Annotated in this window: 22 protein-coding genes; 19 read left to right on the top strand and 3 right to left on the bottom strand. The window is 67.8% G+C overall.

Features of this window, described 5'->3' with window-relative positions; genetic code table 11:
• Positions 1 to 176: 176 nt before the first annotated feature.
• From DWF00_RS12570 to DWF00_RS12550, 5 genes are read left to right on the top strand one after another with little or no spacing between them, the layout of a single operon-like run.
• Positions 177 to 2,225: a hydantoinase/oxoprolinase family protein gene (locus DWF00_RS12570; RefSeq protein ID WP_245973848.1), complete on the top strand. Its 2,049-nt coding sequence runs from the start codon at positions 177 to 179 to the stop codon at positions 2,223 to 2,225.
• 2 nt (positions 2,226 to 2,227) lie between these two features.
• Positions 2,228 to 4,240, top strand: a complete 2,013-nt coding sequence (locus DWF00_RS12565; RefSeq protein ID WP_114827880.1) for a hydantoinase B/oxoprolinase family protein — start codon at positions 2,228 to 2,230, stop codon at positions 4,238 to 4,240.
• A 2-nt stretch (positions 4,241 to 4,242) separates the two neighbouring features.
• A complete protein-coding gene (locus DWF00_RS12560; RefSeq protein ID WP_114827879.1) occupies positions 4,243 to 5,361 on the top strand; it encodes an NAD(P)/FAD-dependent oxidoreductase in 1,119 nt (372 codons plus the stop codon).
• Positions 5,342 to 5,662 (top strand): (2Fe-2S)-binding protein, encoded by a 321-nt coding sequence (locus DWF00_RS12555; RefSeq protein ID WP_114827878.1) that lies wholly within the window; start codon positions 5,342 to 5,344, stop codon positions 5,660 to 5,662. The genes DWF00_RS12560 and DWF00_RS12555 overlap by 20 nt, the downstream gene beginning before the upstream one ends.
• Positions 5,659 to 7,107 (top strand): NAD(P)/FAD-dependent oxidoreductase, encoded by a 1,449-nt coding sequence (locus tag DWF00_RS12550; protein ID WP_114827877.1) that lies wholly within the window; start codon positions 5,659 to 5,661, stop codon positions 7,105 to 7,107. The genes DWF00_RS12555 and DWF00_RS12550 overlap by 4 nt, the downstream gene beginning before the upstream one ends.
• Before the next feature lie 11 nt (positions 7,108 to 7,118).
• Here the strand turns inward: DWF00_RS12550 and DWF00_RS12545 are convergent, their stop codons facing one another.
• Complete coding sequence (locus DWF00_RS12545) at positions 7,119 to 8,021, bottom strand: LysR family transcriptional regulator (RefSeq protein WP_114853024.1); 903 nt, start codon at positions 8,019 to 8,021, stop codon at positions 7,119 to 7,121.
• A gap of 212 nt (positions 8,022 to 8,233) precedes the next feature.
• On the opposite strand from DWF00_RS12545, the gene DWF00_RS12540 reads away from it, so the two are divergent.
• The 4 genes from DWF00_RS12540 to DWF00_RS12525 all read left to right on the top strand — a co-directional run bounded on the left by DWF00_RS12540 (position 8,234) and on the right by DWF00_RS12525 (position 12,165).
• Positions 8,234 to 9,328 carry an extracellular solute-binding protein gene (locus tag DWF00_RS12540; RefSeq protein ID WP_114827875.1) on the top strand — a complete coding sequence of 365 codons (1,095 nt, stop codon included), beginning with the start codon at positions 8,234 to 8,236 and terminating at the stop codon, positions 9,326 to 9,328.
• Positions 9,329 to 9,396: 68 nt separating this feature from the next.
• On the top strand, positions 9,397 to 10,221 hold the full coding sequence (locus DWF00_RS12535; protein WP_181832504.1) for an ABC transporter permease: 825 nt from the start codon (positions 9,397 to 9,399) through the stop codon (positions 10,219 to 10,221).
• The gene (locus DWF00_RS12530) at positions 10,214 to 11,056 is read left to right on the top strand and encodes an ABC transporter permease (protein WP_181832503.1); all 843 of its coding nucleotides are present in this window, start codon (positions 10,214 to 10,216) and stop codon (positions 11,054 to 11,056) included. Before DWF00_RS12535 ends, DWF00_RS12530 begins: the two co-directional genes overlap by 8 nt.
• Positions 11,053 to 12,165: an ABC transporter ATP-binding protein gene (locus DWF00_RS12525; protein WP_114827872.1), complete on the top strand. Its 1,113-nt coding sequence runs from the start codon at positions 11,053 to 11,055 to the stop codon at positions 12,163 to 12,165. Before DWF00_RS12530 ends, DWF00_RS12525 begins: the two co-directional genes overlap by 4 nt.
• A gap of 98 nt (positions 12,166 to 12,263) precedes the next feature.
• Here DWF00_RS12525 and DWF00_RS12520 read toward each other — a convergent pair whose 3' ends face one another.
• Positions 12,264 to 12,797 (bottom strand): peptidylprolyl isomerase, encoded by a 534-nt coding sequence (locus DWF00_RS12520; RefSeq protein WP_114827871.1) that lies wholly within the window; start codon positions 12,795 to 12,797, stop codon positions 12,264 to 12,266.
• 144 nt (positions 12,798 to 12,941) lie between these two features.
• Here DWF00_RS12520 and DWF00_RS12515 point away from each other — a divergent pair, with 144 nt between their 5' ends.
• The 10 genes from DWF00_RS12515 (at position 12,942) to DWF00_RS12470 (ending at position 24,637) form a co-directional block, all read left to right on the top strand.
• Positions 12,942 to 14,105, top strand: a complete 1,164-nt coding sequence (locus DWF00_RS12515; RefSeq protein ID WP_114827870.1) for a pyridoxal-phosphate dependent enzyme — start codon at positions 12,942 to 12,944, stop codon at positions 14,103 to 14,105.
• A gap of 242 nt (positions 14,106 to 14,347) precedes the next feature.
• Complete coding sequence (locus DWF00_RS12510) at positions 14,348 to 15,325, top strand: ABC transporter substrate-binding protein (protein WP_114828040.1); 978 nt, start codon at positions 14,348 to 14,350, stop codon at positions 15,323 to 15,325.
• A 32-nt stretch (positions 15,326 to 15,357) separates the two neighbouring features.
• Complete coding sequence (locus tag DWF00_RS12505) at positions 15,358 to 17,094, top strand: adenylate/guanylate cyclase domain-containing protein (RefSeq protein ID WP_114827869.1); 1,737 nt, start codon at positions 15,358 to 15,360, stop codon at positions 17,092 to 17,094.
• Between the two features lie 122 nt (positions 17,095 to 17,216).
• On the top strand, positions 17,217 to 18,146 hold the full coding sequence (locus tag DWF00_RS12500; protein WP_114827868.1) for a transporter substrate-binding domain-containing protein: 930 nt from the start codon (positions 17,217 to 17,219) through the stop codon (positions 18,144 to 18,146).
• A gap of 251 nt (positions 18,147 to 18,397) precedes the next feature.
• Positions 18,398 to 19,063: an amino acid ABC transporter permease gene (locus DWF00_RS12495; protein ID WP_181832514.1), complete on the top strand. Its 666-nt coding sequence runs from the start codon at positions 18,398 to 18,400 to the stop codon at positions 19,061 to 19,063.
• 22 nt (positions 19,064 to 19,085) lie between these two features.
• Complete coding sequence (locus DWF00_RS12490; RefSeq protein ID WP_114827866.1) at positions 19,086 to 19,751, top strand: amino acid ABC transporter permease; 666 nt, start codon at positions 19,086 to 19,088, stop codon at positions 19,749 to 19,751.
• Between the two features lie 94 nt (positions 19,752 to 19,845).
• Positions 19,846 to 20,643, top strand: coding sequence for an amino acid ABC transporter ATP-binding protein (locus DWF00_RS12485; RefSeq protein ID WP_114827865.1), 798 nt, complete (start codon positions 19,846 to 19,848; stop codon positions 20,641 to 20,643).
• A 259-nt stretch (positions 20,644 to 20,902) separates the two neighbouring features.
• Entirely contained in the window at positions 20,903 to 21,922 is a 1,020-nt protein-coding gene (locus DWF00_RS12480) for an iron ABC transporter substrate-binding protein (protein ID WP_114827864.1), read from the top strand.
• Positions 21,923 to 21,995: 73 nt separating this feature from the next.
• Positions 21,996 to 23,585, top strand: a complete 1,590-nt coding sequence (locus DWF00_RS12475) for an ABC transporter permease (protein WP_425453103.1) — start codon at positions 21,996 to 21,998, stop codon at positions 23,583 to 23,585.
• Entirely contained in the window at positions 23,582 to 24,637 is a 1,056-nt protein-coding gene (locus DWF00_RS12470; protein ID WP_114827863.1) for an ABC transporter ATP-binding protein, read from the top strand. Before DWF00_RS12475 ends, DWF00_RS12470 begins: the two co-directional genes overlap by 4 nt.
• A 185-nt stretch (positions 24,638 to 24,822) precedes the next feature.
• Here the strand turns inward: DWF00_RS12470 and DWF00_RS12465 are convergent, their stop codons facing one another.
• A complete protein-coding gene (locus DWF00_RS12465) occupies positions 24,823 to 26,358 on the bottom strand; it encodes an ABC transporter substrate-binding protein (protein WP_181832502.1) in 1,536 nt (511 codons plus the stop codon).
• Positions 26,359 to 26,478: the final 120 nt, after the last annotated feature.

Here is a 26,478-nt window from a genome sequence, read left to right as displayed (position 1 = left end):
CCGCGCAGCAGAACGGCTTGCGGGTGGTAGAATAGCGCCCTCGCCTCAGCAAGCCGCATGCCATGAAGGCAGTGAAAGCCGCCGCCCGCATAGCGGTTCGTTATCAAGCCATGCCGCATTTCCATTTGACGCTTTGAGGCCATCGTCACCTCATATCCTCCTGGAATCTGTGAGGAATGGCTGTGCTCAGAATTGGTGTCGATGTCGGCGGGACGTTCACCGATTTCGCCGCATGGCGCGACGATCCGGCGACGCTGACGACCTATAAGGTCTCCTCGACGCCGCCGAACTTCATCGACGGCTTCAAGGCCGGCTTCGAGGAGATCATCGCGCGCATCGAGCCGCGGCCCGGCGAGAGCGTCATCGTCATGCACGGCACGACGGTGAGCACCAACACCGTGATCGAGCGCAACGGTTCCGTGCTGGCGCTGCTGGTGACCCGCGGCTTCCGCGACATCCTCGACCTGCAGCGCTTCCGCCTGAACGACCCGATCCGCATCGACGCCGGCCGCACCGAGCCGCTGGTGCCGCGCCACCTCGTCTTCGAGATCGACGAGCGGCTGGAGCCGAACGGCTCGGTCCATACGCCGATCGACCTCGCCCAGGTGCGCGAGGCCGCGCTCGCCGCCAAGGCGCAGGGCGCGACCAGCATCGCCATCGCCTTCCTGCACAGCTACGCCAATCTCGACCATGAACTGGCCGCCGCTCAGGTCATCGCAGACGCGGTGCCCGAGGCCGATGTCAGCATCTCCAGCGAGATCCTGCCGCGCATCGGCGAATACGAGCGCTCGATCGCCTGCGTGCTCAACGCCTATGTCCGCAAGCGGCTCGCGACCTATATCGGCGAGGTCGAGGCTTATCTCGGCCAGCGCCTGGCGCAGACGCGCCTGTTCATCACCCGCTCCAATGGCGGGGCGCTGGCGGCGAAGGAAGCGCGGAACTTCCCGATCCACACCTTGCTCTCCGGCCCGGCCTCCGGCGTCACCGCCGCGCGCTTCTTCGCCGCGGCCGAGCCGGAGCGGCGCTTCCTGACCATGGACATGGGCGGCACCAGCACGGACATGTCGCTGATCCTCGACGGCCGCCCGACCATCACCAACGAGGCCAAGGTCGGCGACTTCCCGCTGACCATGACCGTCACCGGCATCGAGGCGGTCGGCGCTGGCGGCGGCTCGGTCGCCTGGCTCGACGGCACCGTGCTGCGCGTCGGGCCGCGCAGCGCCGGCGCCTGGCCGGGCCCGGCCTGCTTCGGCCGCGGCGGCACCGAGCCGACCGTGACCGACGCCTACCTGCTCTGCGGCTATATCGATCCCGACAACTTCCTCGGCGGCCGGATGCGGCTCGACGTCGCCGCCGCCGGCCTCGCCTTCGCGCCGCTGGCCAGGAGGCTCGGCATCACCATCGACGAGGCGGCGGAAGCCTGCATCACCGTGGCAAGCTCGAACATGGTGGCGAAGGCGCTGCCCTATTTCGCGCGCCATGGCGTCGACCAGGAGGAGCTGACGCTCGTGCTCTTCGGCGGCGCCGGCTCGCTGCACGGGCCGCTGCTGGCGCATGAGCTCGGCATCAACCGGCTCTTGGTGCCGCGCACGCCCTCGGTCTTCTGCGCCTTCGGCGGCCTGGTCTCCGAGCTGGTCCAGGACATGGTCGCGACGGTCTATGGCAGCGAGTTCGACGGCCCGTCGCTGGCGCGGCGCTTCGGCGATCTCGAACAGGGCGCCGAGACCTGGCTGGCCGCCCAGGCCGGCAAGAGCGACCTCGTCGCCACCCGCACCGAGCATTGGGCCGAGATGCGCTATCTCGGGCAGTTCTTCTCGCTGAACGTATTGCTGCCGCCCGAGGCCGTGGCCTCCGGCGACCTCGCCGCGATCCACGGCGCCTATCATGCCGAGCACGAGCGGCTCTACAGCCATGCCGACCGCGAGGCCCAGATCGAAATCCTCGAACTGCGCGTGCGCATCGCCGGCGCGCTGCCGACCCCGGCGATGGATGCGATCGCCCTGCCCTCGCAGGATGCCGGAATCTCGCAGGCGGCGCGCTCGCTGCGCTTCGACGGCACGCTCTACCAGGACGCGCCGGTGCATGACCGCGACACGCTGCAGGTCGGCTCGCGCATCGAAGGGCCGGCGATCATCGAGCAGAGCGACACGACGATCTTCGTCATCCCCGGCTTCGTCGCCGAGACCCAGGCCTCGGGCGACCTCCTCATGACGCGGACGAACTGAGCATGGACCCGATCCGTACCGCCACCATGAACAACCGCTTCACGGCAATCGTCGAGGAAGCCTCCGCCACGCTCTACCGCACCGCCTTCACCACCTACGTGAAGCTGGCGCAGGACTTCCAATGCGCGATGGCGACGCCCGAGGGCGAGCTGTTCTCGCATCCCGAGCAGTCGGGCGTGAACATCTTCATCGGCCTGCCGCTGCACTCGACGCTCGACTTCATCGGCCGCGAGACGATGGAGCCCGGCGACGTCTACATCACCAACGACCCGTTCACGACGAACGGCATGGTCACGCACCTGATGGACGTGACGATGCTCCGGCCGATCTTCCACGAGGGCAAGCTGATCGCGGTCGGCTGGACCTTCATCCACGCCTCCGACATTGGCGGCGGCGTGCCGGGCAGCATCTCGCCCTCCTTCACCGAGGTGTTCCAGGAGGGCGTGCGCGTCAGGCCGATGCGGCTCTGCCGCAAGGACGAGATCGTGCCCGAAGTGCGCGACATCTTCCTCTACAACAGCCGCATCCCCGACGACATGTGGGGCGACTTCAAGGCGATGCTCTCCGCCTTGAAGGGCATGGAGCGGCGGCTGACCAACCTGTGCAAGCGCTACGGCGCCGAGCAGGTCAGCGGCGGCATGCGCGACGTGCTCGACTTCGCCGAGACCAAGGCCCGCGCCGTCATTTCAGAGATTCCGGACGGGACCTATTCGTTCTCCGACTATGTCGAGCTGCTCAAGCCCGGCCACTACGCCCACATCATGACGACGCTGCGCGTCGCGGGTGACTCGATCGAGGTCGATTTCACCGGCTCCGACCCGCAGGTGCCCGCCGCCTATAACTACACGACCGGCGACCGCACCCACCCCTATCTCGTCCAGGCGCTGATCAACTACATCCTGACGCAGCGGCCCGACACGCCGCGCAATGGCGGATTACTGCGGCCGATCAAGACCATTGCGCCGCGCGGCACCATCGTGAACGCCGAGCTTCCCGCGGCCGGCGGCGCCCGCGTCGCCTCCAGCGCCCGCGTCTTCGACTCGATCATGGCCTGCCTCAACCAGGCGGTACCGGGCGGCGTGCTCGCCAGCGGCCCCGGCCAGATCGGCATCATGGCGCTGAGCGCGCCGCATCCGCGCTCCGGCAAGACCACGGTCGGCGTGGTCAACCCGCTGATCGGCGGCAGCGGCGGGCGCGCCACCTGCGACGGCGTCAACGCAGTCGATCCGCGCTTCGGCCAGGTCAAGAGCGTGCCGACCGAGCTGATCGAGGCCGATACCGTGCTGCGTGTGCGCCGCTTCGAGCTGGTGCCGGACAGCCAGTCGCCCGGCAAGCAGCAGGGCGGCGCGGCCCTTCTCATCGAGCTGGAGAATACCGGTTTCGAGGCGCTGACCACCGTGCGCGGCATGAACCGCTTCCATTTCCGCCCCTGGGGCTTCGACGGCGGCACGCATGGCCGGCTCGGCCAGGCCATGCTCAATCCCGGCCGGGCCGACGAGCGCAATCTCGGCAAGATCGACGTGCTCAAGCTCGCGGCCGGCGACGTGCTGCGCATCACGACCTCGGCCGGCGGCGGCTTTGGCGACCCGCTGGAGCGCCCGCTCGACAAGATCGAGCGCGACCTGCGCTCCGGGCTGGTCACGCAGGCCCACGCCGAGCGCGTCTACGGTCTCGCCTTCGCCGGCGACGGCACGATCAACGCCGACGCCACGGCCGAGCGCCGGGCGAAGCTGCGGCAGGCCGCGCCCGAGCCGGCTTTGTTCGACTATGGCCCGGAGCGGGCGGCCTATGACCGGATCTGGCCGACGGCGATGCGGTCGCAATTCGCCATCAAGGTGCTCGAACAGAAAGTCTCGCTGCGGCAGAACCTGCTCGTGCTGGTCGAGCAGGCGCTGACTGCGCGCGGCCTACCTGTAGACGAGGCCAGTCTCGACGCCGCCCTCGCGGAAGCGCTCGACGAGCTGACCGGGCGCTCGCGCCGGCGCGAGCCGGCCCCACGGCTGGCGGCGCAATAGCCATGAAGCACGAAGCCGACATCACTGTTATCGGCGGCGGGCTGGTCGGCACCGCCATCGCCTTCGGGCTGGCGCAGGACGGCGCCCGCGTCATGATGCTCGACGAGGGCGACATCGCGCGCCGGGCCTCGCGGGCGAATTTCGCGCTGGTCTGGGTCCAGGCCAAGGGCATCGGCATGCCCGAATACGCGACATGGTCGAAGGTCTCGGCCGATGGCTGGGCCGAGTTCGCCGAGATGCTCGCCGACGTCTCCGATATCGACGTCGCCTTCGAGCGCCCCGGCGGCTTCATGATGTGCCTCTCGGAGGCCGAGATGGAGGCCCGGGTGCGCGGCATGAAGGTGCTGCAGGCGCAGCCCGGCGCGCCGCTCTACCCCTACGAGATCCTCGACCACGCCCAGACCAAGAAGCGCATGCCGGCGATCGGCCCCGACGTCGTCGGCTCGGTCTATTGCGACCTCGACGGCCATGTGAACTCGCTGCGGCTGTTCCGGGCGCTGCATGTCGCGATTGCCCGCCTCGGCGTCTCCTATCGGCCGGAGCATGCGGTCGAGGCGATCGTGCCGGAGAAGGACGGTTTCCGCATCCGCGGCCCCTGGGGCGAGGTCGCGACCGGCCGCGTCGTCATCGCCGCCGGGCTCGACAATGCCCGACTTGCCCCGATGGTCGGCCTGCTCGCGCCGGTGGTGCCGAGCAAGGGCCAGATCATCGTCACCGAGAAGGCGGCGCGCTTCCTCGACTATCCCGTCTCGACGGTGCGCCAGACCGACGAGGGCGGCGTCATGGTCGGCGACAGCCAGGAGGATCTCGGCTTCGACACGCAGGTGACCTACCCGGTGATCTCGCTGATGGCGCAACGCGCGGTCAGGATGTTCCCGGCGCTGGCCGGGCTCAACGTGGTCAGGACCTGGTCGGCCTCGCGCGTGATGAGCCCCGACGGCTTCCCGATCTACGAGCAGTCGCGGCAGTTTCCCGGCGCCTTCGTCGCGACCTGCCATTCAGGCGTCACGCTGGCGGCTGCGCACGCGCTGCGCCTGGCGATCTACATTCAGGACGGGCGCTTGCCCGAGCAGATGGCCTGCTTCTCGGCGAGGAGGCTCAATGTTCCGCAGGCTGCCTGAATCCGACACAGCGACGCTGCGCTTTAAAATCGATGGCCGCCCGGCCACCGGGCGGGCCGGCGAGAGCGTCGCGGCCGCCATGCTGGCTGCCGGCGTGGTGACCTGCCGGACGACGCCGATCGGCGGACAGAAACGCGCGCCTTACTGCCTGATGGGCGTCTGCTTCGAATGCCTGGTCACGATCGACGGCATCGGCAACCGCCAGGCCTGCCTGATCCCCCTCACCGAGGGCATGGACATCCGCAGCCAGGATGGCGCCCGCGATATGGCCGGCGAGCCGGTCACGGAGGCCGCGCCATGAAGCGGCTCGCGAATGTGGTGGAGTTGGCGGCGAGCTATGATCTCGCAATCATCGGCGCGGGGCCGGCCGGCATGTCGGCGGCGGTCACCGCCGCCGAGGCCGGGCTGTCCGTGCTCGTGCTCGACGAAAACGGCGCCCCGGGCGGCCAGATTTATCGCGGCATCACCGGCACGCCGGTCAAGCGGCGCGAGATCCTCGGGGCCGAGTTCTGGCGCGGCGAGGAGATCGTCGCGGGTTTCGAGCGCTGCGAGGCCAGCTATGCCCCGCACGCGACGGCCTGGAGCCTGGCGCCCGATGGGTCGAAGGGCTTCGAGATCGGCGTCTCGCTCGGCGGCGCCGTCCGCCACATCCATGCAAGCGAGGTCATCGCGGCGACCGGCGCGCATGAGCGGCCCTTCCCGATCCCCGGCTGGACCTTGCCAGGGGTGATGACGGCGGGTGCGGCGCAGATCGCACTCAAGGCCAACGCGCTGGTGCCGGACGGAAGGGTGGTCATCGCCGGCTGCGGGCCGCTGCTCTTCCTCGTCACCGCCCAGCTTCTGGCGGCGGGCGCGAACATCGTCGCGGTGCTCGACACGGCCGAACCAGGCAATTGGCGCCGGGCCCTGCCGCATCTGCCGGGCTTCCTGCGCTCGCCCTACTTGATGAAGGGACTTCGCCTGCTGCTGAAGGCGCGGCGCGCCAACTTCATCTCTCGCGTGACCGCGCTGCGGGCTGAAGCCGGCGATGATGGCTGCCTCGCCCGCGTCGCCCACACCCGGGGCAGCACCGAGACCACGCTCGCCTGCGACACGCTGCTGCTGCATCAGGGCGTGGTTCCGAACATCAACCTGGCGAATGCGGTCGGCTGCGAACAGGATTGGGACGATGGCCAGCTCAGCTTCGTGCCACGCATCGACGACTGGATGCAGACCAGCATTCCCGGCCTGAGCATTCCCGGCGATGGCGGCGGCATTCGCGGCGCCGAAGCCGCAGCGCTTGGCGGCACGCTGGCTGCGCTCGGCGCAGCGGCCCGGCTCGGCCGCCTCTCGCAGGACGAGCGGAATCAGCGCGCAGCGCCAGTCCGGGCGGAGTTCGAGCGGCTCTCGGCTGGCAGAGCCTTCCTCGACGCGCTCTATCGCCCGCCCAAGGCCTTCCGAGTGCCCGCGGAGGCCGAGACCATCGTCTGCCGCTGCGAGGAGGTGACCGCTGGGGAGATCCGCGAAGTTGTCGCCGGGGGCGTGACCGGGCCGAACCAGCTGAAGGTCTTCCTGCGCTGCGGCATGGGTCCGTGCCAGGGCCGGCAATGCGGCCTGACCGTCACCGAGCTGATGGCCGATGCGCGCGGCGTGAGCGCCGAGGCGATCGGCTCCTATCACCTGCGCCCGCCCTTCAAGCCGGTGACGCTCGGCGAACTCGCCTCGCTGCCGAGCAACGACGCGGCGGTCAAGGCGGTGGTGCGATGAACCTTCGCCTCTCAGCTCAGGTTGCGCGACAGCACCGCGAATTCGCGCTTCAGGTGCGCGATGAACTCGTCGCGCACCGAGGATGGCGGCCTAGCCGAGGGCGTCAGCAGCTTCAGCTCGAACAGGGTCGGGTGATCGAAGGGCCTGGCGACGAGGTCGGCATTGGTCGGCGCCGCCGCGGTCAGCGGGTCGACCAGGGTCACGCCCGCCCCGACGCGCACGAATTCGCACGCCGCCATGGCAAGCTGCGTGCTGGTGCGCAGGATGCGCGTCACGCCCTCCCTGGCGAAGATGTCGTCGACGAGAAGGCGCATGCGGTCTTCATCGCCCAGCGAGATGAAGGGCTCGTCGGCGAGTTGCGCGGGCAGGATCACGCTCTCGCCCTCGAGCCGATGGCCCGGCGGCAGCACGCAGGCCCAGCGGCCGCGGAACAGGCTCTCGCAGGTCACGGTCGGGTCATCGACCGGCAGCACGGAGATCGCGGCATCGACCTGCTGGGAGATGGCGAGCTCGATCAGCTTCGGCGTGTTCTGCACCTGCATGGAGACCGAGACCTGCGGCCGCGCGAACTGGAACTGGCTGATGATCGCCGGCAACACGCTCAGGCCCGCCGTCGGCGCAGTGGCGATGACGAGATGGCCGAAGGCGGATTGCTTGAGGTTGGTGGCAAGGTGCTCGAGCCGGTTGAACTGGCCGAACACGCTCTTGGTCGCCTCGTAGAAGACGCGCGCCTCGGCGGTCGGCACCAGGCGCTGGTGCTCGCGCCGGAACAGCACGAAGCCGAGCCGCGCCTCGAGCGCGGTGATCAGTTTGCTCACGGCCGGCTGGGAGAGATTCATGCTCACCGCGGCGCGTGAAATCCCCCCCGCTTCCATGACGCATCTGAAAGCGTCGAGCTGGCGCGTGTTCAGCACGAGTGAAACCCTGGCATGCGTTCCCCTTTTTTGGCCAGCCTACAGGCAGCGCTCGCGCTTAAGAAGCCGGCTGCCTGCACGGGATGCAGCCTTCATGCCGCCAAAGCGGGCCAGCATTGGCGCAGCAATGATCGCGGCCCCGATTGCTGGTTCAGCTTTGCCGACCCTAGTCTCACCCCCGGCCCCGGGCCGCGCCACGAAGGAGCTGTAAGATGACGTCTGCGATTCATCAGCCCAAGCTTGCGACTATGCTGTCGAAGCCCTCGCGGCGCTCGCTGCTCGCCATGGGCGGCGCGGCGATCTGCGCGCCCTATCTCGGCTCGACCTCGCTGCGCGCCCAGGGCAAGGAGCTGGTCGTGCCGATGAGCGGCGGCTCCTTCATGACGATCTGGGGCAGCGAGATCGCCGACACGTTCAAGCAGAAGACCGGCATCAGCGTGAAGATGGTGCCGGGCAACATGAAGACCCACGCGATGGCCTCGCTCGCCGCGAAGGGCAACGCGCCGTTCGACCTCGCCTTCGGCAACGGCGACGACTTCGTCCAGCTGCTGGACTCGAACAAGCTCCTGCCGCTGACGCCGGACAAGGTGCCGAACATCGACGACATCCACGTCAAGTTCAAAGAGCAGTGGCAGGGCTACGGCTCGATGTTCGACTATTTCAGCATCGGCCTGGCCTATTCGACCGAGCAGGTGAAGAACCCGCCAACCTCCTGGCGCGAATTCGTCGAGCGCACGCAAAAGGGCGATTTCGGCGCGAACGTCTTCTTCAACGGCCTCGCCGCCGGCGTGCGCGGGCCGGAGGTGCTGGTCAACCTCGCCCGGGCGCTCACCGGCAACGAGCAGAACGTCGACGCCGCCTTCGAGGCGATCAGGAAGATGAAGCCGAACATCTTCAAGTTCTTCGGCTCGATCAACGACCCGATCGTGATGCTGCTCAACGGCGAGGGCGTGATCGGCCCGAGCTGGGACGGGCGCACCTTCGTCGCCCAGGACGAATCCAACGACAAGGTCCGCTTCATCAAGCCGACCGACGGGGTCGCCTCGAACGGCCCGGCGATCGGCGTGATCAAGGGCGGCAACGAGGACGCGGCCTACCAGCTGGTGAACCACGCGCTCAGCGTCGAGGTGCAGAAGCCGTTCTGCGAGAAGATGTTCTACGGCGCCGTCAACACCAAGGTCGTCTATAGCGGCTCGCTGATGCAGCGCATCCCGAAGCCCGACGAGGTCAACATCCCCAGCGAGCGCTTCATGGCCGCGAACATGGGCAGCTGGGTCAAGCGCTGGAACCAGGAGATCGCAAGCTGAGCGCGCTGGTCCAGACTGCTGCGCCGTTCGCCGCCAGCGGCGCCAAGGCCCGCAAGGAGCGATCGCCCGTGCTCGGCGCGGTCGGTCCCGCCTGCCTCTATGTCGTCATCCTGCTCGTCCTGCCCTTCATCTACCTCGTCTACCTCAGCCTGCAGGAAGGCGGGCACGGCGCGGACCAGACGGCGGCCCTGAGCCTCGCCAACTACGTCGAGATCTTCACCAGCCGCATCTACCTGGAGAGCCTGTGGGGCACCTTGCAGCTCGGCGTCGCCGTCACCGCGCTGACGCTGCTGATCGGCTATCCCGTCGCCTATTACATCGCGCAATCCGGTTCGCGCTTCGCGATGTTCACCATGGCGGTGATCATCCTGCCGCTCTTCGTCAGCGTCGTGGTGCGCAGCTTCGGCTGGATGATCCTGCTCGGCCGCCAGGGCAACGTGAACCGCATGCTGATGGGGCTCGGCTTCACCGATAAGCCGCTGCAGCTGCTCTATACGCCCGGCGCCGTCACGGTCGGCCTCGTCCATATCCTGGCGCCGCTGATGATCCTGCCGATCGCCTCGGTGCTGCGCGGGCTCGACCCTGCCTTGCGCGAAGCGGCGAGCAGCCTCGGCGCCTCGCGCGCAAAAGTGTTCTGGACCGTCACCTTGCCGCTGAGCCTGCCCGGCGTCGCCGCCGGCTGCGTGCTCGTGCTCGCGCATGTGATCGCGGCCTTCGTGCTGCCGGCCCTGATCGGCTCCGACCGGGTCAAGCTGATGGCGACGATGATCTACCAGCAGGTGATGACCGCCAACAACCTGCCGCTCGGCGCGGCGCTGGCGGTCGTGATGGTGGTCGCGACCTTCGCCCTGCTGGCGCTCGCCGGCTTCATCGCACGGAGGCATCGTGTCTGACCTCGCCGCCCCCAACAGCATCCCCGGGCCGCGCCGGAGGAAGAGGCGCTTCGATGCGGCGCATCTGGCGCTCGTCGCCTATGTCGTGCTCTTCGTCCTGTTCATCCTGGCGCCGCTGGTCGTCGTCGTCGGCTCCTCCTTCGAGCCGCGCGAATTGCTGCGCTTCCCGCCGCAGGGCCTGTCGCTGCGCTGGTATTATCAGGCGCTGAACAGCGACCTCTTCGTCGGCGCCGCCTGGAACAGCCTGATCATCGCCATCTTCGCGACGCTCGGCGCGCTGCTGCTCGGCGTGCCCGCCGCCTATGGCCTGGCGCGCTTCGACTTCAAGGGGCGGGAGGCCGTCTCCGGGCTGCTCAACTCGCCACTGCTGGTGCCGGAGCTGGTGATGGGCCTGGCGCTGCTGCAGATCCTCGCCGGGCTCCAGATCGCGTCATCCGTGTTGACGCTGACGCTCGGCCATATCCTGATCTGCCTGCCCTATGTCGTGCGCACCATCAACTCGGCCATTGTCGGCGTCGACCGCTCGGTCGAGGAGGCCGCCGCCAATCTCGGCGCTGCGCGCTGGCGGATCTACCTGACCATCCTGCTGCCGATCATCAGGCCGGCGCTCTATGCCGCGATCCTGTTCTCCTTCCTGATGAGCTTCGACAACGCGGTGCTGTCGCTCTTCCTGGTCTCGGCGCGGACCTCGACGCTGCCGATCTCGGTCTACAACTACGTCCAGTACAGCCTCGATCCGGCCATTGCCGCCGTCTCGACCCTGCTGATGGCGGTCTCGGTCGTCGCCCTGTTCACCGTGAGCCGCCTCGTCCCCCTCGATCGGATCAAGCAATGAGCCTGGAGCAGACCTCTTCCCGGACAGCCGCCGCCGAGCCGGCCTCGGTCAGCGTCGAGGGCCTGCGCATCGGCTATGGCGCGCTGGAGGTGGTGAAGGGCCTCGACCTTCGCGTCGCCCAGGGCGAGATCATCACGCTGCTGGGGCCGAGCGGCTGCGGCAAGACGACGACTTTGCGCGCCATTGCCGGCTTCGTCTCGCCGAGCCACGGTGCGATCCGCCTGCATGGCCGCGACGTCACCGACATCGCGCCGAACAAGCGCAATATCGGCCTGGTCTTCCAGGGCTATGCGCTGTTTCCGCATATGAGCGTGTTCGACAACGTCGCCTATGGCTTGCGCATGCGGAAGGTGCCGGCACCGGAGATCCGCGAGCGGGTCGAGCGCGCGCTCAAGCTGGTCAAGCTCGAGCGCTTCGCCGAGCGCCGGCCGCGCGAGCTCTCCGGCGGGCAGCAGCAGCGCGTCGCGATCGCGCGCGCGGTCGTGATCGAGCCGGCGGTGCTGCTGCTCGACGAGCCGCTCTCCAACCTCGACGCCAAGCTGCGTCACGAGATGCGGGTCGAACTGCGCCGCCTGCTCAAGGAGATGGGCATCGCCTCGATCTTCGTGACCCACGACCAGGAGGAGGCGATCGTGCTCTCCGACCGTGTCGTGCTGATGAACGAGGGCCGGATCGAGCAGGAGGGCACGCCGCAGACGATGTATAACCGCCCCGGCAGCCTCTTCGCCGCAGCCTTCCTCGGCCAGGCGAATTTCCTGAGAGGCACCGTGGCGAGCCTTGGCGCGGATGGCACGGCCATCATCGACATCGATGGCGACAGGTTCCAGGCTCAGGCCTGCGGAGGGCTGAAGGCCGGCGCGCCCGCGACGCTCGTGGTCAAATGCGAGCGGCTGCGGCTCGACCGGTCCGGACGGAGCCAGGCGCAGTGCACCTTCGAGGCGGCGAATTTCCTTGGGCCGTCAGTCCAGCTGCAATGCAGCTTCAAGGGCCAGCGCCTCGTCGGCCTGCTGCCGGCCTCGACCGAGGGCGGGGCGATGCTGGAGCCCGGCGCGCCCGTCACCCTGTCATGGGGCGAGGCCGACGGGCTGATCTTCCCGCGCGCCGACTAGATCGCCGCGCGTCCTATCGGACGCAAAGTGGCGATCTAGTCCTTTGTTATTGCATCGGATTCTTCCGAAAACCGGATTCCACTTTTCGGCCCGATGCTCTAAAGCTCCTTCACCGAGAGCACCGGAACCGGGTCGCGCACGAACTGCTCGTCCTCGCCGCGCTCGTGCAGGCGCTCCAGCGTGTCGAAGCCCTCGACGACCTCGGCGAAGGCGGCGAAGCCCTGCCCGTCCGGATTGCGCCTTCCGCCGAAATCCAGTTCCGGCTCGTCGCGCAGGATGATGAAATATTCCGAGCCGGGCGTGCCGGTGCCGCGCCGCGCCATCGACATGGTGCCGCGCAGATGGCGCAGCCCCGTGACGCTCGTCGGCTCGTGCGGCGGGCGCCCGATCGGCAGCGTGTTGTCCTTGCGCTCGTACCAGCCCCACTGGACCGTGCGGACCTTGTGCTCGTCATTGGGCTGGTTGCGGTCGTTGAGGATGCGGAAGACCGAGCTGCCGTCGAGATAGCCGGCGCGGACATAGGCCAGGAAGGCCTCGGCGCTGATCGGCGCCTTGTCGACATGGACCTGGACCGTGAAGCCCCCGAGCGCCGTCTCGACGCGAACCCGTGGCAAATTCAAACCGTCGCCCATGCGCCCAACCCCAAGCCTCGCCGCATCGTCCCAAGCTCACGCATGGGGCGCAAGGCCCTTCGGCAAGCCGTTGACAACTATGTCGGAACGGCGCTTGCGGCACGACGACGCGGTACCGCATAACCTTAGGCTAAGGAGGCCTCCATGCGACTACGCTGTGTCGAATGCGGAGCGACGTTCGAGCCGCTTCTCATCTACCGATGCTCTGCCTGCGGCGGCATCCTCGAGACCGACGGCAGCGACGACGTCGCGCCCTTCGCCTTCGGCGAGGGCCGGACGCCATTGCTGCGCGCCAGCCGAATTGAGGCCACCCTGTCCGGCTTCTCCGGCGAGATCTGGCTCAAGGACGAGACGCGCAATCCGTCAGGGTCGTTCAAGGACAGGTTGATTTCGGCCGCGCTCGGCCGCGCCATCGCCATGGGCGTGAGGGGCGTGGTCTGCGCCTCCTCCGGCAATGCCGGGGCGGCGACGGCGGCCTATGCGGCGCGCGCCGGCATGCCGGCCATCATCGTCGTCCCCGCCCATACGCCGATCGGCAAGGTCACGCAGATATCGGCCCATGGCGCCATCCTGCTGCTCGTCGAGGGCCATTACAGCCGCTCCTACGACCTCGCACGTGCGCTCGCCGAAGAGCACGGCTTCGCCAACCTGACCACGACCTTCATCAACCCCTATGCCGTCGCCGGCCTGACGCAGGTCGGCACGGAGATATTCGCCCAGCTCGGCAATGCGGCGCCAAGCCATGTCCTGATCCCGACCGGCAGCGGGCCACTGGTGAAGGGCGTCTGGCAAGGGCTGGCCGATGCCGGCGCCACCACCCGGCTCGTCGCCGTGCAGGCGGCTGGCTGCGCCCCGATCGTTCGGGCCTTCGAGGCCGGCGCGGCCCAGGTCACGGCCTGGGGCATGCCAGACACGATCGCCTCGGGCATCAGCGATCCGCTGATCGGCTACGAGCGCGACGGCACCTATACGCTGCGGCTGGTGCGGGAGAGCGGCGGCCTCGCGCTTGCCGTCAGCGACGACGCGTTGCGCGCCGCGATGCAAAACCTGGCGCGGCTCGAAGGCGTCTATGCCGAGCCGACCGGCGCGAGCCCGATCGCGGCGCTGCCGCGCCTGCTCGCCGACGGGCATTTGCCGGCCGGATCGCGCGTCGTCTGCCTGATCACCGGGCACGGCTTCAAGGACGGGCGCGCCTATCAGGAGATGCCGGCCCACACCCATCGCGTTGAGGATCCCGGCGACACCGCGGCTGTCGCAAGGCTCTGCGAAGCGGCGATGGACGGCCAGAACCTGACCGTACGTTTCTGACCGAGCGGCAGCGCCAGCAGTGCTGCTGGTATTTGACTCAAACCGCTCGCGTTTCCGTCCGTAAAAAGTATTGTTGGCCTCCTCAGGCGACCCGATATTGACCATCAGGCCTCGCCGCCGCATGGCGATGCTGTGGGCGGGCAGTTGGAGTTACGTCGAGCGCCTCGAATTGACATGCGATGTTGGAAGGAGAGACGGCCTTGCGTTTCATACCCTCCGCCTTTACCGGACCGGCCGGTCGAATACGGCGGCGCGACTTCATCGCTCTCCTTGGTGCGGCGGCATGGGCCGCTCCCGCCCGCGCGCAACAGCCGGCCGTTCCGGTCATCGGCTATCTCGGCTCGGAATCGCCCCGCGCCTATGCCAGCCGCCTCGTGGCCTTCCGCAAGGGCCTGGCGGAGGTCGGCTTCGCCGAGGGACGCAACGTCGTGGTCGAGTTCCGCTGGGGCGAAGGCCAATACCGCAGCCTGCCGACACTCGCGATGGAGCTCGTCGACCGTCAGGTGACCGTCATCGTGGCGGCCGGGGGCGCCGAGGTCGCGCTCGCGGCAAAGGCGGCGACGGCGACGATCCCGATCGTCTTCGAGATGGGTGGCGATCCGATCGCGCTCGGCGTCGTAGACAGCCTGTCCCGGCCCGGAGGCAATCTGACGGGCGTATCCAGCCTGAGCGTCGAGGTCTCGCGCAAGCGGCTGGAATTCATGCGCGAATTGCGCCCGAAGACCGATCTCTTCGCCGTCGCCGTCAACCCGACCAGCCCAACCTCGGAATCGCAGCTGAAGAACCTTCACGCAGCGGCGGGCAGCCTCGGCTTGCAGCTTCGCCTCCTCAACGCCAGCAGCGAGCAGGAATTCGATGCCGTCTTCGCTGCCGTGAACCAGATGCAGGCGGGCGGGCTCGTCTTCACCTCCGATCCCTATTTCGCCTATCGCAGTCCCCAGCTCGCGGTCCTCGCGGCGAGCCATGGCGTGCCCGCAATCACCCAGTCGCGCGACTTCCCGATGGCCGGAGGCCTGATGAGCTATGGCGGCGACTTCGAGCAGTCGCATCGCCACACCGGAAACTATGCCGGCCGCATCATCAAGGGCGAGAAGCCGTCCGCCCTGCCGGTTCAGCGGGTCACCAAAGTCGAGATGTTCATCAACCTGAAGGCGGCCAACGCGCTCGGCATGACCTTGCCGCCCTCACTTCTGAGCAGCGCCGACGTCGTGATCGAATGATTGAACGCCGAGCCGGCGCGTGAGCTAACACGGTGCATAATCCCCCCGTCGCCCCCCGAACCTCCCTGTTCAAGAAGTACTTTCTCGCGCTGTTTGCGGCTGTCGTCGTGCCGCTTGCGATAGCGGGCGGCAGCGAGGCCTGGTTCGGCTACCACGACCGGCGCGAGACGCTGAACGACCTGCTCGAGGCCGAAGCCCGCTCGGCGGCGTCCAAGATCCAGGACTTCATGGACGGAATCCGCGACCAGCTCGGCTGGACCGTGCAATTGCCGTGGTCGGACAGCGCCGACGACAGGCGCAGGCTCGACGCCTTGCGCCTGCTGCGCCAGGTCCCGGCGGTGATGAGCCTCAGCCTCGTCGACGCCGCCGGCAAGGAACGCCTGTTCGTGTCGCGCATCGGCCTGAACCGGGTCGAGGACGGCGACGACCATTCCAATGACCCGGCCGTGCGCGGAGCCCGTTCGGACCGGGTCTGGTACGGCCCGGTCAAGTTCCTCGACGGCTCGGAACCCTTCATGACCATCGCGGTCGCGGGCAACCGCTCCGCGGTCGGGGTGGCCGTCGCCGAGATCAACCTCAAGTTCATCTGGGACGTGATCTCGGCGATCCGGGTGGGGCAAACGGGGGAGGCCTTCGTGCTCGACCAGTTGGGCCGCCTCGTCGCCCATCCCGATATCAGCCTGGTCCTGCGCGCCGACGAAGCTGCGACGCGGCCGCTGCAGGCCCTATGGGCCGCGATCATCACCCGGCCCGGCGAAGCGGTCACCGGCCCGGATCTCTCGGGGAAGATGGTGCTGGCGGCGATGGCGCCGATTCCCGGCGTCGACTGGAGCGTCGTCGTCAAGCAGCCCGTGGCCGAGGCGTTCGGGCCGATCTACGCCGCCCTCTGGCGCACGGCGGCCCTGCTCGTCGCCGGCGCGGTGCTCGCGGCGCTCCTCGCCTATTGGCTGACCCGGCGCATTGTCGGCCCGATACGCCTTCTCGAACTCGGCGTCGCGCGCATCGGCGCCGGGCATTTCGACCACCGGATCAGCTTAGCGACGGGCGACGAGCTCGAACGGCTCGCGAGCCGCTTCAACGAAATGGCAGGCGAGCTCGCCGTGTCGCAGGAACGCTCGGAGCGCATCAGCAGGCTCAGGCGCTTTCTCGCGCCGCAGGTGGCCGAGCTGGTCGACCGCACCGGCGACGACAGCGTGCTCGACGGGCGGCGCGTCGAAGTGGTCGTGGTGTTCTGCGACCTGCGCGGCTTCACGCCCTTCTCGGCGCAATCCGAGCCCGAGACCGTCATGGCCGTGCTCGGCGAGTATTACCACGCGCTCGAAAGCGTGGTCAGCGCGCATGGCGCGACGCTGCTGAGCTTCTCGGGCGACGGAGCGATGGTGCTGGTCAACGCGCCCGTCGCCTGCCCTGATCCCGCGCTGCGCGCCGTCAACATGGCCCGCGACATGCAGATGAGCGTGCAGAGGCTTCTGGTCGGCTGGCGGGCGCAGGGCCACCGCCTCGGCTTCGGCGTCGGGCTCGCCATGGGCCTCGCCACGGTCGGGCGGATCGGCTCCGAAGGCCGCCTCGACTACGCGGCGATCGGCAACGTCACCAACCTCGCATCGCGCTTGTGCTCGAGCGCCGAAGACTCTGAAATCCTTATCGATCGCGTCGCGGCGGGCGCGGTCGGCACGAACGCCCCCCTGGTCGAACTGGACGCGCGGGTCTTGAAGGGTTTCGACCAGCCCGTGCCCGTCTTCGCCGTCGTCATCGGCGTCGGACAGTAGAAGCGCCAGCCCCGGCCTCCCGCCTCGCGGGAAACCGTTTGACGGCTGGCCCATTTCTTGCCCAGCTAGCCTGGCTGCTGGCCGTGTCGGCAGTGCGACGCATCGGGAAATGGGAGTTCGTGATGGGTGCTCATGACGACAAGGCTTCGACCAGCGATACGGACCTGACACTTGAACGGCGCAGCCTGTTCGGCCTCGGCCTGGCCGGCGCGGCGCTCGGCGGCCTCGCCGCCGGCAGCCTGGGCGTGCTCGCGCCGACGGCGGCCAATGCCCAAACGGTGGCCAAGAGCAAGCTCTACACCGTCAAGGAGCGCGGCAAGCTCATCGTCGGCACCGGCAGCACCAACCCGCCCTGGCACTTCCAGGACGCCAGCGGCAAGCTCGTCGGCATGGATATCGACCTCGCCAAGCTGCTGGCCAAGAGCCTGTTCGACGATCCGGAGAAGATCGAGTTCGTGCTGCAGGGCTCGGATGCGCGCATCCCGAGCCTCGTCACCGACAAGGTCGACATCGTCGTGCAGTGGATGACGGTGACGGCCGGCCGGGCCCAGCAGGTCGACTTCACCATTCCCTACTATCGCGAGGGCGTCGGCCTGATCCTCTTGGCGCGTGGCGGCAAGTACAAGAACTACGACGAGCTCAAGGCGGCCGGCAAAGAGGTCACCGTCGGCGGCATGCAGAACGTCTTCCTGGAGGAGTGGATCCACAAGGCCCTGCCCGACGCCAAGGTCGACGCCTTCGAGAGCCCGGACGCCGCGATGCAGGCGCTGAACGCAAGGCGCATCGACGCCTCCATGCAGGACCAGTCGGCGATGCGCTGGCTGATGCAGCAGGCGCCCGGCCGCTTCGTCGATTCAAGTTTCGGCTGGATGCCCAATTCCTACGCTTCCGCCGTCAAACCGGGCGATCCGATCTGGCTGAACTGGGTCAACACCGTCTACAAGGAGGCGATGATGGGCGTCGACTTCGACTACTTCGCCGCCTCCTACAAGAAATGGTTCGGCATCGAGCTGCCGATCCCGAAAGTCGGCTTCCCGCAGGAATTCGCCTGATCGCGCTTGGAGCCGTCGTGATGCGCCTGAACCACAGCCGTCATCCCGGCCGGAGCGCAGCGTAGCGCCGGGATCCATCGTAGGGCTCAGCGCTTTACGATGGATCCCGGAGCGGCGCCGCTTCGCGGCTTGTCCGGGATGACGCGGAAAGGTTTCCGGCTAATCATAGCGCGCTCTGAAGCCTACGCTCTCGATCACAGTGGCGGGCGGGTCCTCCGTCCGTCGTCCCCTCGGATACTGCGGCTGGCATGATCGACTATCATTTCGACTGGTCCGTCATCGCGCGGAACTCCGACAAGCTGATCGACGCCCTGATACTGGGGCTATGGCTCGCCGTGGTCTCGCTGGCGATCGGCAGCGTCATCGGCCTGCTCGCGGCCTATGCCCGCGTCTCAGGCAAATGGTGGCTGTCGCGGCCGGTCTGGCTCTATGTCGAGTTCATCCGCTGCACGCCGCTCCTGCTGCTGATCTTCCTGATCTATTTCGGCCTGCCCGAATTCGACATCAGCTTCCTGAACAAGACCCAGAGCTTCGTCGTCTCGCTCTCGCTCTATGCCGGCGCCTACATGTCGGAGGTCTTCCGGGCCGGGCTGGCGTCGATCCCCAAGCAATATGTCGAGGCGGCCAAGGCGATCGGCCTGCGGCCCTGGCAGCGCCAGGCCTATGTCATCCTGCCGGTGATGTTCCGCATCACCCTGCCCTCGATCAGCAACAACCTGATCTCCCTGTTCAAGGACACCTCGCTGGCAGCGGCGATCGCCGTCCCCGAGCTGACCTTCACCGCAAGGCAGATCAACGCCAACACTTTCCGCGTCATGGAGGTCTGGCTGACCGCGAGCGCGCTCTACCTCGTCACCGCCTATCTCATCGCCATCCTGCTGCGGCTGCTCGAGCGCCGCTATGCGGCGATCCGCTGAGGGCCATCGGATGGAAACCTGGATGGCTCCCGGAACGTTCTTTTTCGAGGCCTGGCAGGCCCGGCAGGGCTTGCTCACCGGCCTCGGCGTCACCTTGCTGAGTTCGGCCTTCAGCATCGTCATGGCGACGGTGTGCGGCCTGCTCATGGGCGTGGCCCTGGCCTATGGCTGGTGGTGGCTGCGCCTGCTGGCGCGGCTCTATGTCGACCTGATGCGCGGCATCCCGGTGCTCGTGCTGATCCTCTTCACCTATTACGGGCTCGCCCTGTTCGGCATCAACGTCGCGGCCTTCTGGGCCGGCGTCATCGCGCTCGGCGCCTTCGCCACGGCCCATGTCGCAGAGAACTTCCGTGGCGCTGTTGAATCAGTCCCGGCCGGCCAGATGGAGGCCGCCAAGGCGATCGGCCTGACCTTCCCGCGGCGGCTCTACTACGTGATCCTGCCGCAGGCCTTCCGCCGCATGCTGCCGCCCTGGGTCAATACCGGGCTGGAGATCGTCAAGGGCACGACGCTGCTCTCGATCATCGGCGTGGTCGAGCTGCTGCTGGCCTCGCAGCAGGTCATGGCGCGCAACTACATGATCGTCGATTTCTACCTGCTCGCCATGGTGATGTACCTGATCATCAACTTCTCCATCGCACAGCTCGGCGCGCTGCTGGAGCGGCGGTTCTCTTACCTGCGCTACTGAGCATGTTCCGCAAAAGTGGGTACCGGTTTTGCGATAAGAACATGCTCCAACTTATTATTTGCGCGAATTCTTTCGCGCTAACGGAGCCGTGGTGATGACGGATCAACCCCTCCTGCAGGCGACTGCCGTCCATAAGAGCTTCGGCGATGTCGAGGTGCTCAAGGGCATCGACCTCACCGTGCGCCAGGGCCAGGTCGTCTCGCTGATCGGCGCGTCGGGCTCTGGCAAGACGACCTTCCTGCGCTGCGTCAACCTGCTCGAAGAGCATGATGGCGGCGAGATCCTGCTCGACGGCGATCCGATCGGCTACCGGGATATCGGCGGCAAGCGGCGCCGGCTGAGCGAGGCGAAGGTCTCGGCCCAGCGCGCCCGCATCGGCATGGTCTTCCAGCAGTTCAACCTGTTCCCGCACCTGACGGCCGGCGACAACGTCATGCTCGGCCTGACCAAGGTGCTCGGCAAGAGCAAGGCCGAGGCGCGCGAGATCGCCGGGCACTGGCTCGGCCGCGTCGGCCTCGCCGAGCGGCGCGACCATTACCCCTATCAGCTCTCCGGAGGACAGCAGCAGCGCGTCGCCATCGCCCGCGCCGTGGCGATGCAGCCCCGCCTGCTGCTCTTCGACGAGGTCACCTCGGCGCTCGACCCCGAGCTGGTGGCGGAGGTGCTCGGCGTGATGCACGCGCTCGCCGATGCCGGCATGACCATGCTGCTGGTCAGCCACGAGATGCTGTTCGTCCGCGACGTCTCGCACCACGTCGTCTTCCTCGACAAAGGCCGCATCGCGCAGCAAGGCCGCCCGGCCGACGTCTTCGACAATCCCGAGAACGAGCGCCTGCGCAGTTTCCTCGGCCGCTTCCACGGATTGTTCGGCAGGGCGAGCGCCGCGTCCTGAATGGGCGGGCTGCGCGCACCGCATTTTAGGAGCGGCGGCGTGATCATCCGGCGCCCGGGGTAGCGCTGCGAATGCAGGCGGGATCGGCCCCGGCAGCGGCTACCCCCCGCTTTTGGCTGCTTTTGCCTAGAATAACTCAGGTTATAGCTTCATTATAATTATTCTAAATCAAGAATAGAAAATTTGACAGGTCATCGCCACGAGAATCTAAGCTCCGATACTTGGCCCATCTTTCTCGGGCCAAAATGGAGTTACTATAATGAGGCACGCAGTTGCATCCTTGGCGCGCATCCTCGCGCTGGGCGTCACGATCACCGGCGCCGGCATGGCCAGCGCGCAGACTGCCGACACCGCCGGCATCACGGTCTACAACGCCCAGCATGCCAGCCTGACCAAGGCCTGGGCCGAGGGCTTCACCAAGGAGACCGGCATCAAGGTCACGATGCGCCAGGGCAGCGACACCGAGCTCGCCAACCAGCTCGTGCAGGAAGGTGCGGCCTCCCCCGCCGACGTCTTCGTCACCGAGAACTCGCCGGCCATGGTGCTGGTCGACAAGGCCGGGCTCTTCGCCACGTTGCCGCAGGATGTCCTCGCCCAGGTTCCGGAAGGCTTCCGGCCGAAGGACGGCCACTGGATGGGCGTCGCCGCGCGCAGCACGGTCTTCGTCTACGACAAGCGCAAGCTGAAGGAGGCCGACCTGCCGAAGTCGATGCTCGACCTCGCCGATCCCAAGTGGAAGGGCCATTGGGCCGCTTCGCCGTCGGGCGCGGATTTCCAGGCGATCGTCGGCGCGCTGCTCCAGCTCAAGGGCGAGACGGTGACAGTCGACTGGCTCAAGGCGATGAAGGCGAACTCGACCGCCTATCGCGGCAACAGCGTCGCCATGAAGGCCGTCAATGCCGGCGAGGTCGATGGCGCGGTGATCTACCACTACTATTACTTCGGCGATCAGGCGAAGACGGCCGAGAACAGCGCCAATGTCGGCCTGCACTATTTCCGCAACAGCGATCCCGGCGCCTTCCTCAGCACCTCCGGCGCCGGCGTGCTGGCATCGAGCAAGCACAAGAAGGAGGCCGAGGCCTTCGTGAAGTGGATGAGCGGCAAGCAGGGCCAGGCCGTGCTGCGCGACGGCGATTCCTTCGAATACGCCATCGGCAACGGCGCTGAGTCGAACGCCAAGCTGGAGCCGATCGCCAAGCTGCAGGCACCGAAGGTCGAGCCTTCCACGCTCGACAGCAAGAAGGTCTCCGACCTGATGACGGCGGCCGGGCTGCTCTGAGCCCACGCTGCATCGAGCATCGTGGAGGCGGGGAATACCCCGCCTCCACTGCGTTTCGCCGCAGCCCATTGTCATGACCTCCCAGACATCGCCCTTCCCCGCCAATCGCATGTTTGCGACACAGGCCCTGCCGCTGCGGCGCGACCGGCAGCTCGGCTCCAAATCCCTGTTCGGGCTGGCCTGGCTGGTCTCGCTCGCCGCGCTGCTGCCGCTCGGCTTCATCCTCTGGATCACCATCCAGACCGGCTGGGAGACGGCCTCAGCCCTGATCTTCAGGCCGCGCGTCGCCGAATTGCTCGTGAATACCGTGCTGCTGGAGGCGCTGACCCTGCCGGCCTGCATCGCGCTCGCCGTCGCGCTGGCTTGGCTGACCGAGCGCAGCGACCTGCCGGGCGCGCGGCTCTGGTCCTGGCTCGCCGTCGCCCCGCTCGCGATCCCCGCCTTCGTGCATTCTTATGCCTGGATCGGCCTCGCACCGGGCATGCATGGCCTCTTCGCCGCGATGCTCGTCTCCGTGCTGGCCTATTTGCCCTTCCTCTACTTGCCGGTCTCGGCGCAGTTGCGCCGGCTCGACCCGGCGCTGGAGGATGCCGCCGCCTCGCTCGGCCTGGCACCGTGGCGGGTGTTCCTGCGCGTGGTGCTGCCGCAATTGCGCATCGCGATCTGCGGCGGCTCGCTGCTGATCGGCCTGCATCTGCTCGCCGAATACGGCCTCTACGCCATGATCCGCTTCGACACCTTCACCACCGCGATCGTCGACCAGTTCCAGTCGACCTATAACGGCCCCGCCGCCAACATGCTGGCCGGCGTGCTGGTATTGTCATGCCTCGGCCTGCTCGCTCTGGAAGTGCTGATCCGGGGCGATGCCCGCTATGCCCGCGTCGGTTCCGGCGCACCCCGCCCGGTGACGCGCCGCCGCCTCGGCCGGGCGCGGGTCCCTGCATTGCTGCTGCCGCTGGCGCTGGCCGGGCTCGGCCTCGGCATCCCCGCCTACACGCTCGCGCGCTGGCTCGCCGCCGGCCACGGCGCGGCCTGGCAGGCACCGGAGCTCGCGGCGGCCTTTGGCGAGACCCTGCTCTATGCCCTCAGTGGCGCGCTGGTCACGACGCTCGCGGCTGCGCCGATGGCCTGGCTCTCGGTGCGGGCGCCGGGCCGGCTGCAGCGCATGCTGGAAGGCAGCCACTACTATGTCGGCGCCCTGCCCGGCGTCGTCGTCGCGCTGGCGCTGGTCACGGTCACCGTCAGGATCGCGCCGCTGTACCAGAGCGTCGCGACGGTGCTGCTCGCTTATGCGCTGATGTTCCTGCCGCGCGCGCTCGTCGGCCTGCGCTCCGGCATCGCCCAGGTGCCGGTCGAGCTGGAGCGCGCCGCTGTGAGCCTTGGCCGCCGGCCATTGCTGGCGATCCTCTCGGTGACGTTGCGGCTCGCAGCGCCCGGCGTCGCCGCCTGCATGGCGCTCGTCGCCATGGGCATCACCACCGAGCTGACCGCGACGCTGATGCTCGCCCCCAACGGCACGACTACGCTCGCGACGCAGTTCTGGTCCCTGACCAACGAACTCGACTATGCCGGCGCCGCGCCCTATGCCGCGCTGATGATCGTCCTGTCCCTGCCCCTCACCGCGCTCCTGCATGCGCAATCGCGCCGGGCGAGCGGACAGTGAGCCTGCTCGACATCTCCGGCGTCAGCAAACGCTACGGGCAGCAGGCCGCACTCGACGGCATCGACCTCAGCGTGCCCGCGCGCAGCCGCACCGCCATCGTCGGGCCGTCCGGCTCCGGCAAGACCACGCTGCTGCGCATCATCGCCGGCTTCGAGTCACCTGATTCAGGCAGCGTGACGCTGGATGGCCAGGTGCTGGCGGACGGGCCGTTGATCGCCCCGGCGCACCGCCGCGGCATCGGCTACGTGCCGCAGGACGGCGCGCTGTTCCCGCATCTGGACGTTGCCGAGAATATCGGCTTTGGCCTCGAACGCGGGGATGCCGCACGCAACGATCGCATCGCCGAGCTGATGGACATGGTCGAGCTCGACCGCGCCATGCTGACGCGCCGCCCACACGAGCTCTCCGGCGGCCAGCAGCAGCGCGTGGCTTTGGCCCGGGCGCTGGCGCGCAAGCCGGCGCTGATGCTGCTCGACGAGCCGTTCTCGGCGCTCGATGCCGGCCTGCGCGAAGCCGTGCGCAAATCGGTGGCGCGGGTGCTGCAGCAGGCCGGCATCACCGCGATCCTGGTCACGCATGACCAGGCCGAGGCCCTCTCCTTCGCCGATCAGGTCGCGGTGCTCAGGCAGGGGCGGCTGGCGCAGGTCGGCACGCCGCACGCGCTCTACTGGCAGCCGAAGGACCGCGACACGGCGCTGTTCCTCGGCGACGCGACGGTGCTTCACGCCGAACTCAGCGAGGGGTTCGCCACCTGCGCGCTCGGGCGCATTCCGGCCGAGACCGCCGCCCGCACCGGCCGGGTCTCTGTCATGCTGCGGCCCGAGCAGATCAGGCTGTCGCCCGCCACGCCGGGGCAGGAGCAAGCCGGCGCCTGCCATGGCGAGGTCGAGGATATCGAGTTCGGCGGCTCGCTCTGCGCCATCACCGTGGCGGTCGAGGCCAATGGCGCGAGAGAGCGCATCCTCGTCCACGCCTCGAGCCTCGACCTGCCGGCGCCAGGCACGCGCGTGCGCCTCGACGTGATCGGCAAGGCGCATATCCTGGTGCGCTGAAGCACGCGCCAATCTGCCAGAATCAAGCGCCGTCATCCCGGACGGAGCGCAGCGGAGCTCCGGGATCCATCATAGGGCGCTGCGGAGCCTTACGATGATCCCGGAGCGGCGCCGCTTACGCGGCTTGTCCGAGATGACGCGGTGAGGTTTCCGCTGAGCGCCAGAAGGGCAGAGCGACAGCAGCGTCAGCTGATCGTGGCGTTCACGAAGGAGACGTACTCGTTCGGCGTGATCACCACGCCCTTCACGTTGGATTGCGCCGCGAACAGCATCTGCTCGTAGTAGAGCACCAGTTCGGGCGCATCGGCGCGGATCTTCTCGAGGATCGTCTTCAGCACCTTCTGGCGCTCGACCGGGTCGATGATCGTGCGCTGCTGGGCGACGAGCTTGTCCATCTCCGGATCGGCATAGTTGGTGTAGTTCATGCCGCCGCCGGTGGTGACGTAGAGCGAGAGCCCGCCATCGAGGTCGAAGGCCGGGTTGCCCTTGCCCGCCATGAACATGCCGGCCTTCTTGGCGCTGATCACGCCCATGAAGGTGCCGAATTCCGGGCTCTGCATGTTGAGCTTGATGCCGACCTTGGCGAGCTGCGCCTGGATCGCCTGCGCGACGTCCTTGTCGTTCAGGTAGCGGCCGGTGGTGAAGTAGAAATCGGCGGAGAAGCCGTTCGGCAGGCCGGCCTCGGCCAGCAGCTTCTTGGCGCGCTCGGGATCGAACGTGTAGGGCGGCAGCGCGACCGAACCGGGGATGAAGGGCGGATCGAAGGCCCCGCCCTGGGTGGCGAAGCCGCGCAGCACCTGCTCGACGATCGACTTGTAGTCGATCGCGGCAGCGACCGCCTCGCGCACCTGCGGCTTGTCGAAGGGCGCGATCGACCGATTGAGGCCGAGATAGATCGTGCGGGTGCTCGGCTCCTGCAGCAGCGCGACCTTCGGCGAGCCCTTCAGCCGCGGCACCATCACCGGCGTGACGTTCGAGATCAGGTGCGTGTCGCCCGAGAGCAGCATCAGCAGCCGCGTGTTGTCCTCCGGCACGGTGCGGAACTCGAGCGAGGCCAGCTTGGGCTTTGGCCCCCAATACGTCTCGTTGCGGGTGAAGGTCATCGTCTCGTCCCGGCTCCACTTGGACATGACGAACGGGCCGGTGCCGATGGGCGTGAGCGAGTAGTTCTTGCCGGCGGCCTGGGCTGCCTTCGGGCTCATGATCGCGAAGTTGTAATGCGCGAGACGCAGCAGCAGCGGGGCCAGCGGCGTCGCGGTGCGGAATTCGACCGTCTCGTCATCGACGACGTTGACGCCCGCGATGCCGGCGGTGGCGCCGACGCGGCGCGGCGAGCCCATCGCGGGGTCGGCGAGGCGGTCGTAGTTATACTTCACCGCGGCAGCGTTGAAGGGCGTGCCGTCGCTGAACGAGACGCCCTTGCGCAGCTTGAAGGTCCAGGCCAGCCCGTCGGGAGAGGTCGTCCAGCTCTCGGCGAGAACGCCGCGCACCTGCCCGTCCTGACCGGCCGCGACGAGCGTCTCGTGGACCTGGAGGAAGGCGCGGGCGGAGGGGATGTCGACCGCCATGTGCGGGTCCATCGTCACCGCATCGGTGCCGGTCGCGAATTTCAGCGTCGTCGCGCCCTGCGCCGCCGCGCCGCGCGGAAACTGCGCCAGCGCCAGGGCGCCGCCAGCTGCCGTGGTCTTCAACAGGGTCCGTCGAGAAATCGCGCGGGACATGGTCAGCCCTTTCCATCGTTGATCCCGGCGCCCTGCCCCAACAACAGTACAGCGCCACATAACATCGGTACATCATAGCAACTCACTATAAATCTAAAGATTTATTTTAGTATAGCGGCT

It is taken from the genome of Allobosea caraganae (assembly GCF_003351345.1).
GTDB classification, from domain to species: domain Bacteria; phylum Pseudomonadota; class Alphaproteobacteria; order Rhizobiales; family Beijerinckiaceae; genus Allobosea; species Allobosea caraganae.
This window is presented reverse-complemented; position numbering and strand designations above follow the sequence as displayed.

What these genes read in the sequence shown, in the direction of transcription:
- DWF00_RS12570 (WP_245973848.1), top strand. Translation starts at nt 177, where the DNA reads ATGGCTGTGCTCAGAATTGGTGTCGATGTCGGCGGGACGTTCACCGAT.
- DWF00_RS12560 (WP_114827879.1), top strand. Translation starts at nt 4,243, where the DNA reads ATGAAGCACGAAGCCGACATCACTGTTATCGGCGGCGGGCTGGTCGGC.
- DWF00_RS12555 (WP_114827878.1), top strand. Translation starts at nt 5,342, where the DNA reads ATGTTCCGCAGGCTGCCTGAATCCGACACAGCGACGCTGCGCTTTAAA.
- DWF00_RS12500 (WP_114827868.1), top strand. Translation starts at nt 17,217, where the DNA reads ATGGGTGCTCATGACGACAAGGCTTCGACCAGCGATACGGACCTGACA.
- DWF00_RS12550 (WP_114827877.1), top strand. Translation starts at nt 5,659, where the DNA reads ATGAAGCGGCTCGCGAATGTGGTGGAGTTGGCGGCGAGCTATGATCTC.
- DWF00_RS12525 (WP_114827872.1), top strand. Translation starts at nt 11,053, where the DNA reads ATGAGCCTGGAGCAGACCTCTTCCCGGACAGCCGCCGCCGAGCCGGCC.
- DWF00_RS12475 (WP_425453103.1), top strand. Translation starts at nt 21,996, where the DNA reads ATGACCTCCCAGACATCGCCCTTCCCCGCCAATCGCATGTTTGCGACA.
- DWF00_RS12540 (WP_114827875.1), top strand. Translation starts at nt 8,234, where the DNA reads ATGACGTCTGCGATTCATCAGCCCAAGCTTGCGACTATGCTGTCGAAG.
- DWF00_RS12515 (WP_114827870.1), top strand. Translation starts at nt 12,942, where the DNA reads ATGCGACTACGCTGTGTCGAATGCGGAGCGACGTTCGAGCCGCTTCTC.
- DWF00_RS12480 (WP_114827864.1), top strand. Translation starts at nt 20,903, where the DNA reads ATGAGGCACGCAGTTGCATCCTTGGCGCGCATCCTCGCGCTGGGCGTC.
- DWF00_RS12520 (WP_114827871.1), bottom strand. Translation starts at nt 12,797, where the DNA reads ATGGGCGACGGTTTGAATTTGCCACGGGTTCGCGTCGAGACGGCGCTC.
- DWF00_RS12485 (WP_114827865.1), top strand. Translation starts at nt 19,846, where the DNA reads ATGACGGATCAACCCCTCCTGCAGGCGACTGCCGTCCATAAGAGCTTC.
- DWF00_RS12565 (WP_114827880.1), top strand. Translation starts at nt 2,228, where the DNA reads ATGGACCCGATCCGTACCGCCACCATGAACAACCGCTTCACGGCAATC.
- DWF00_RS12465 (WP_181832502.1), bottom strand. Translation starts at nt 26,358, where the DNA reads ATGTCCCGCGCGATTTCTCGACGGACCCTGTTGAAGACCACGGCAGCT.
- DWF00_RS12490 (WP_114827866.1), top strand. Translation starts at nt 19,086, where the DNA reads ATGGCTCCCGGAACGTTCTTTTTCGAGGCCTGGCAGGCCCGGCAGGGC.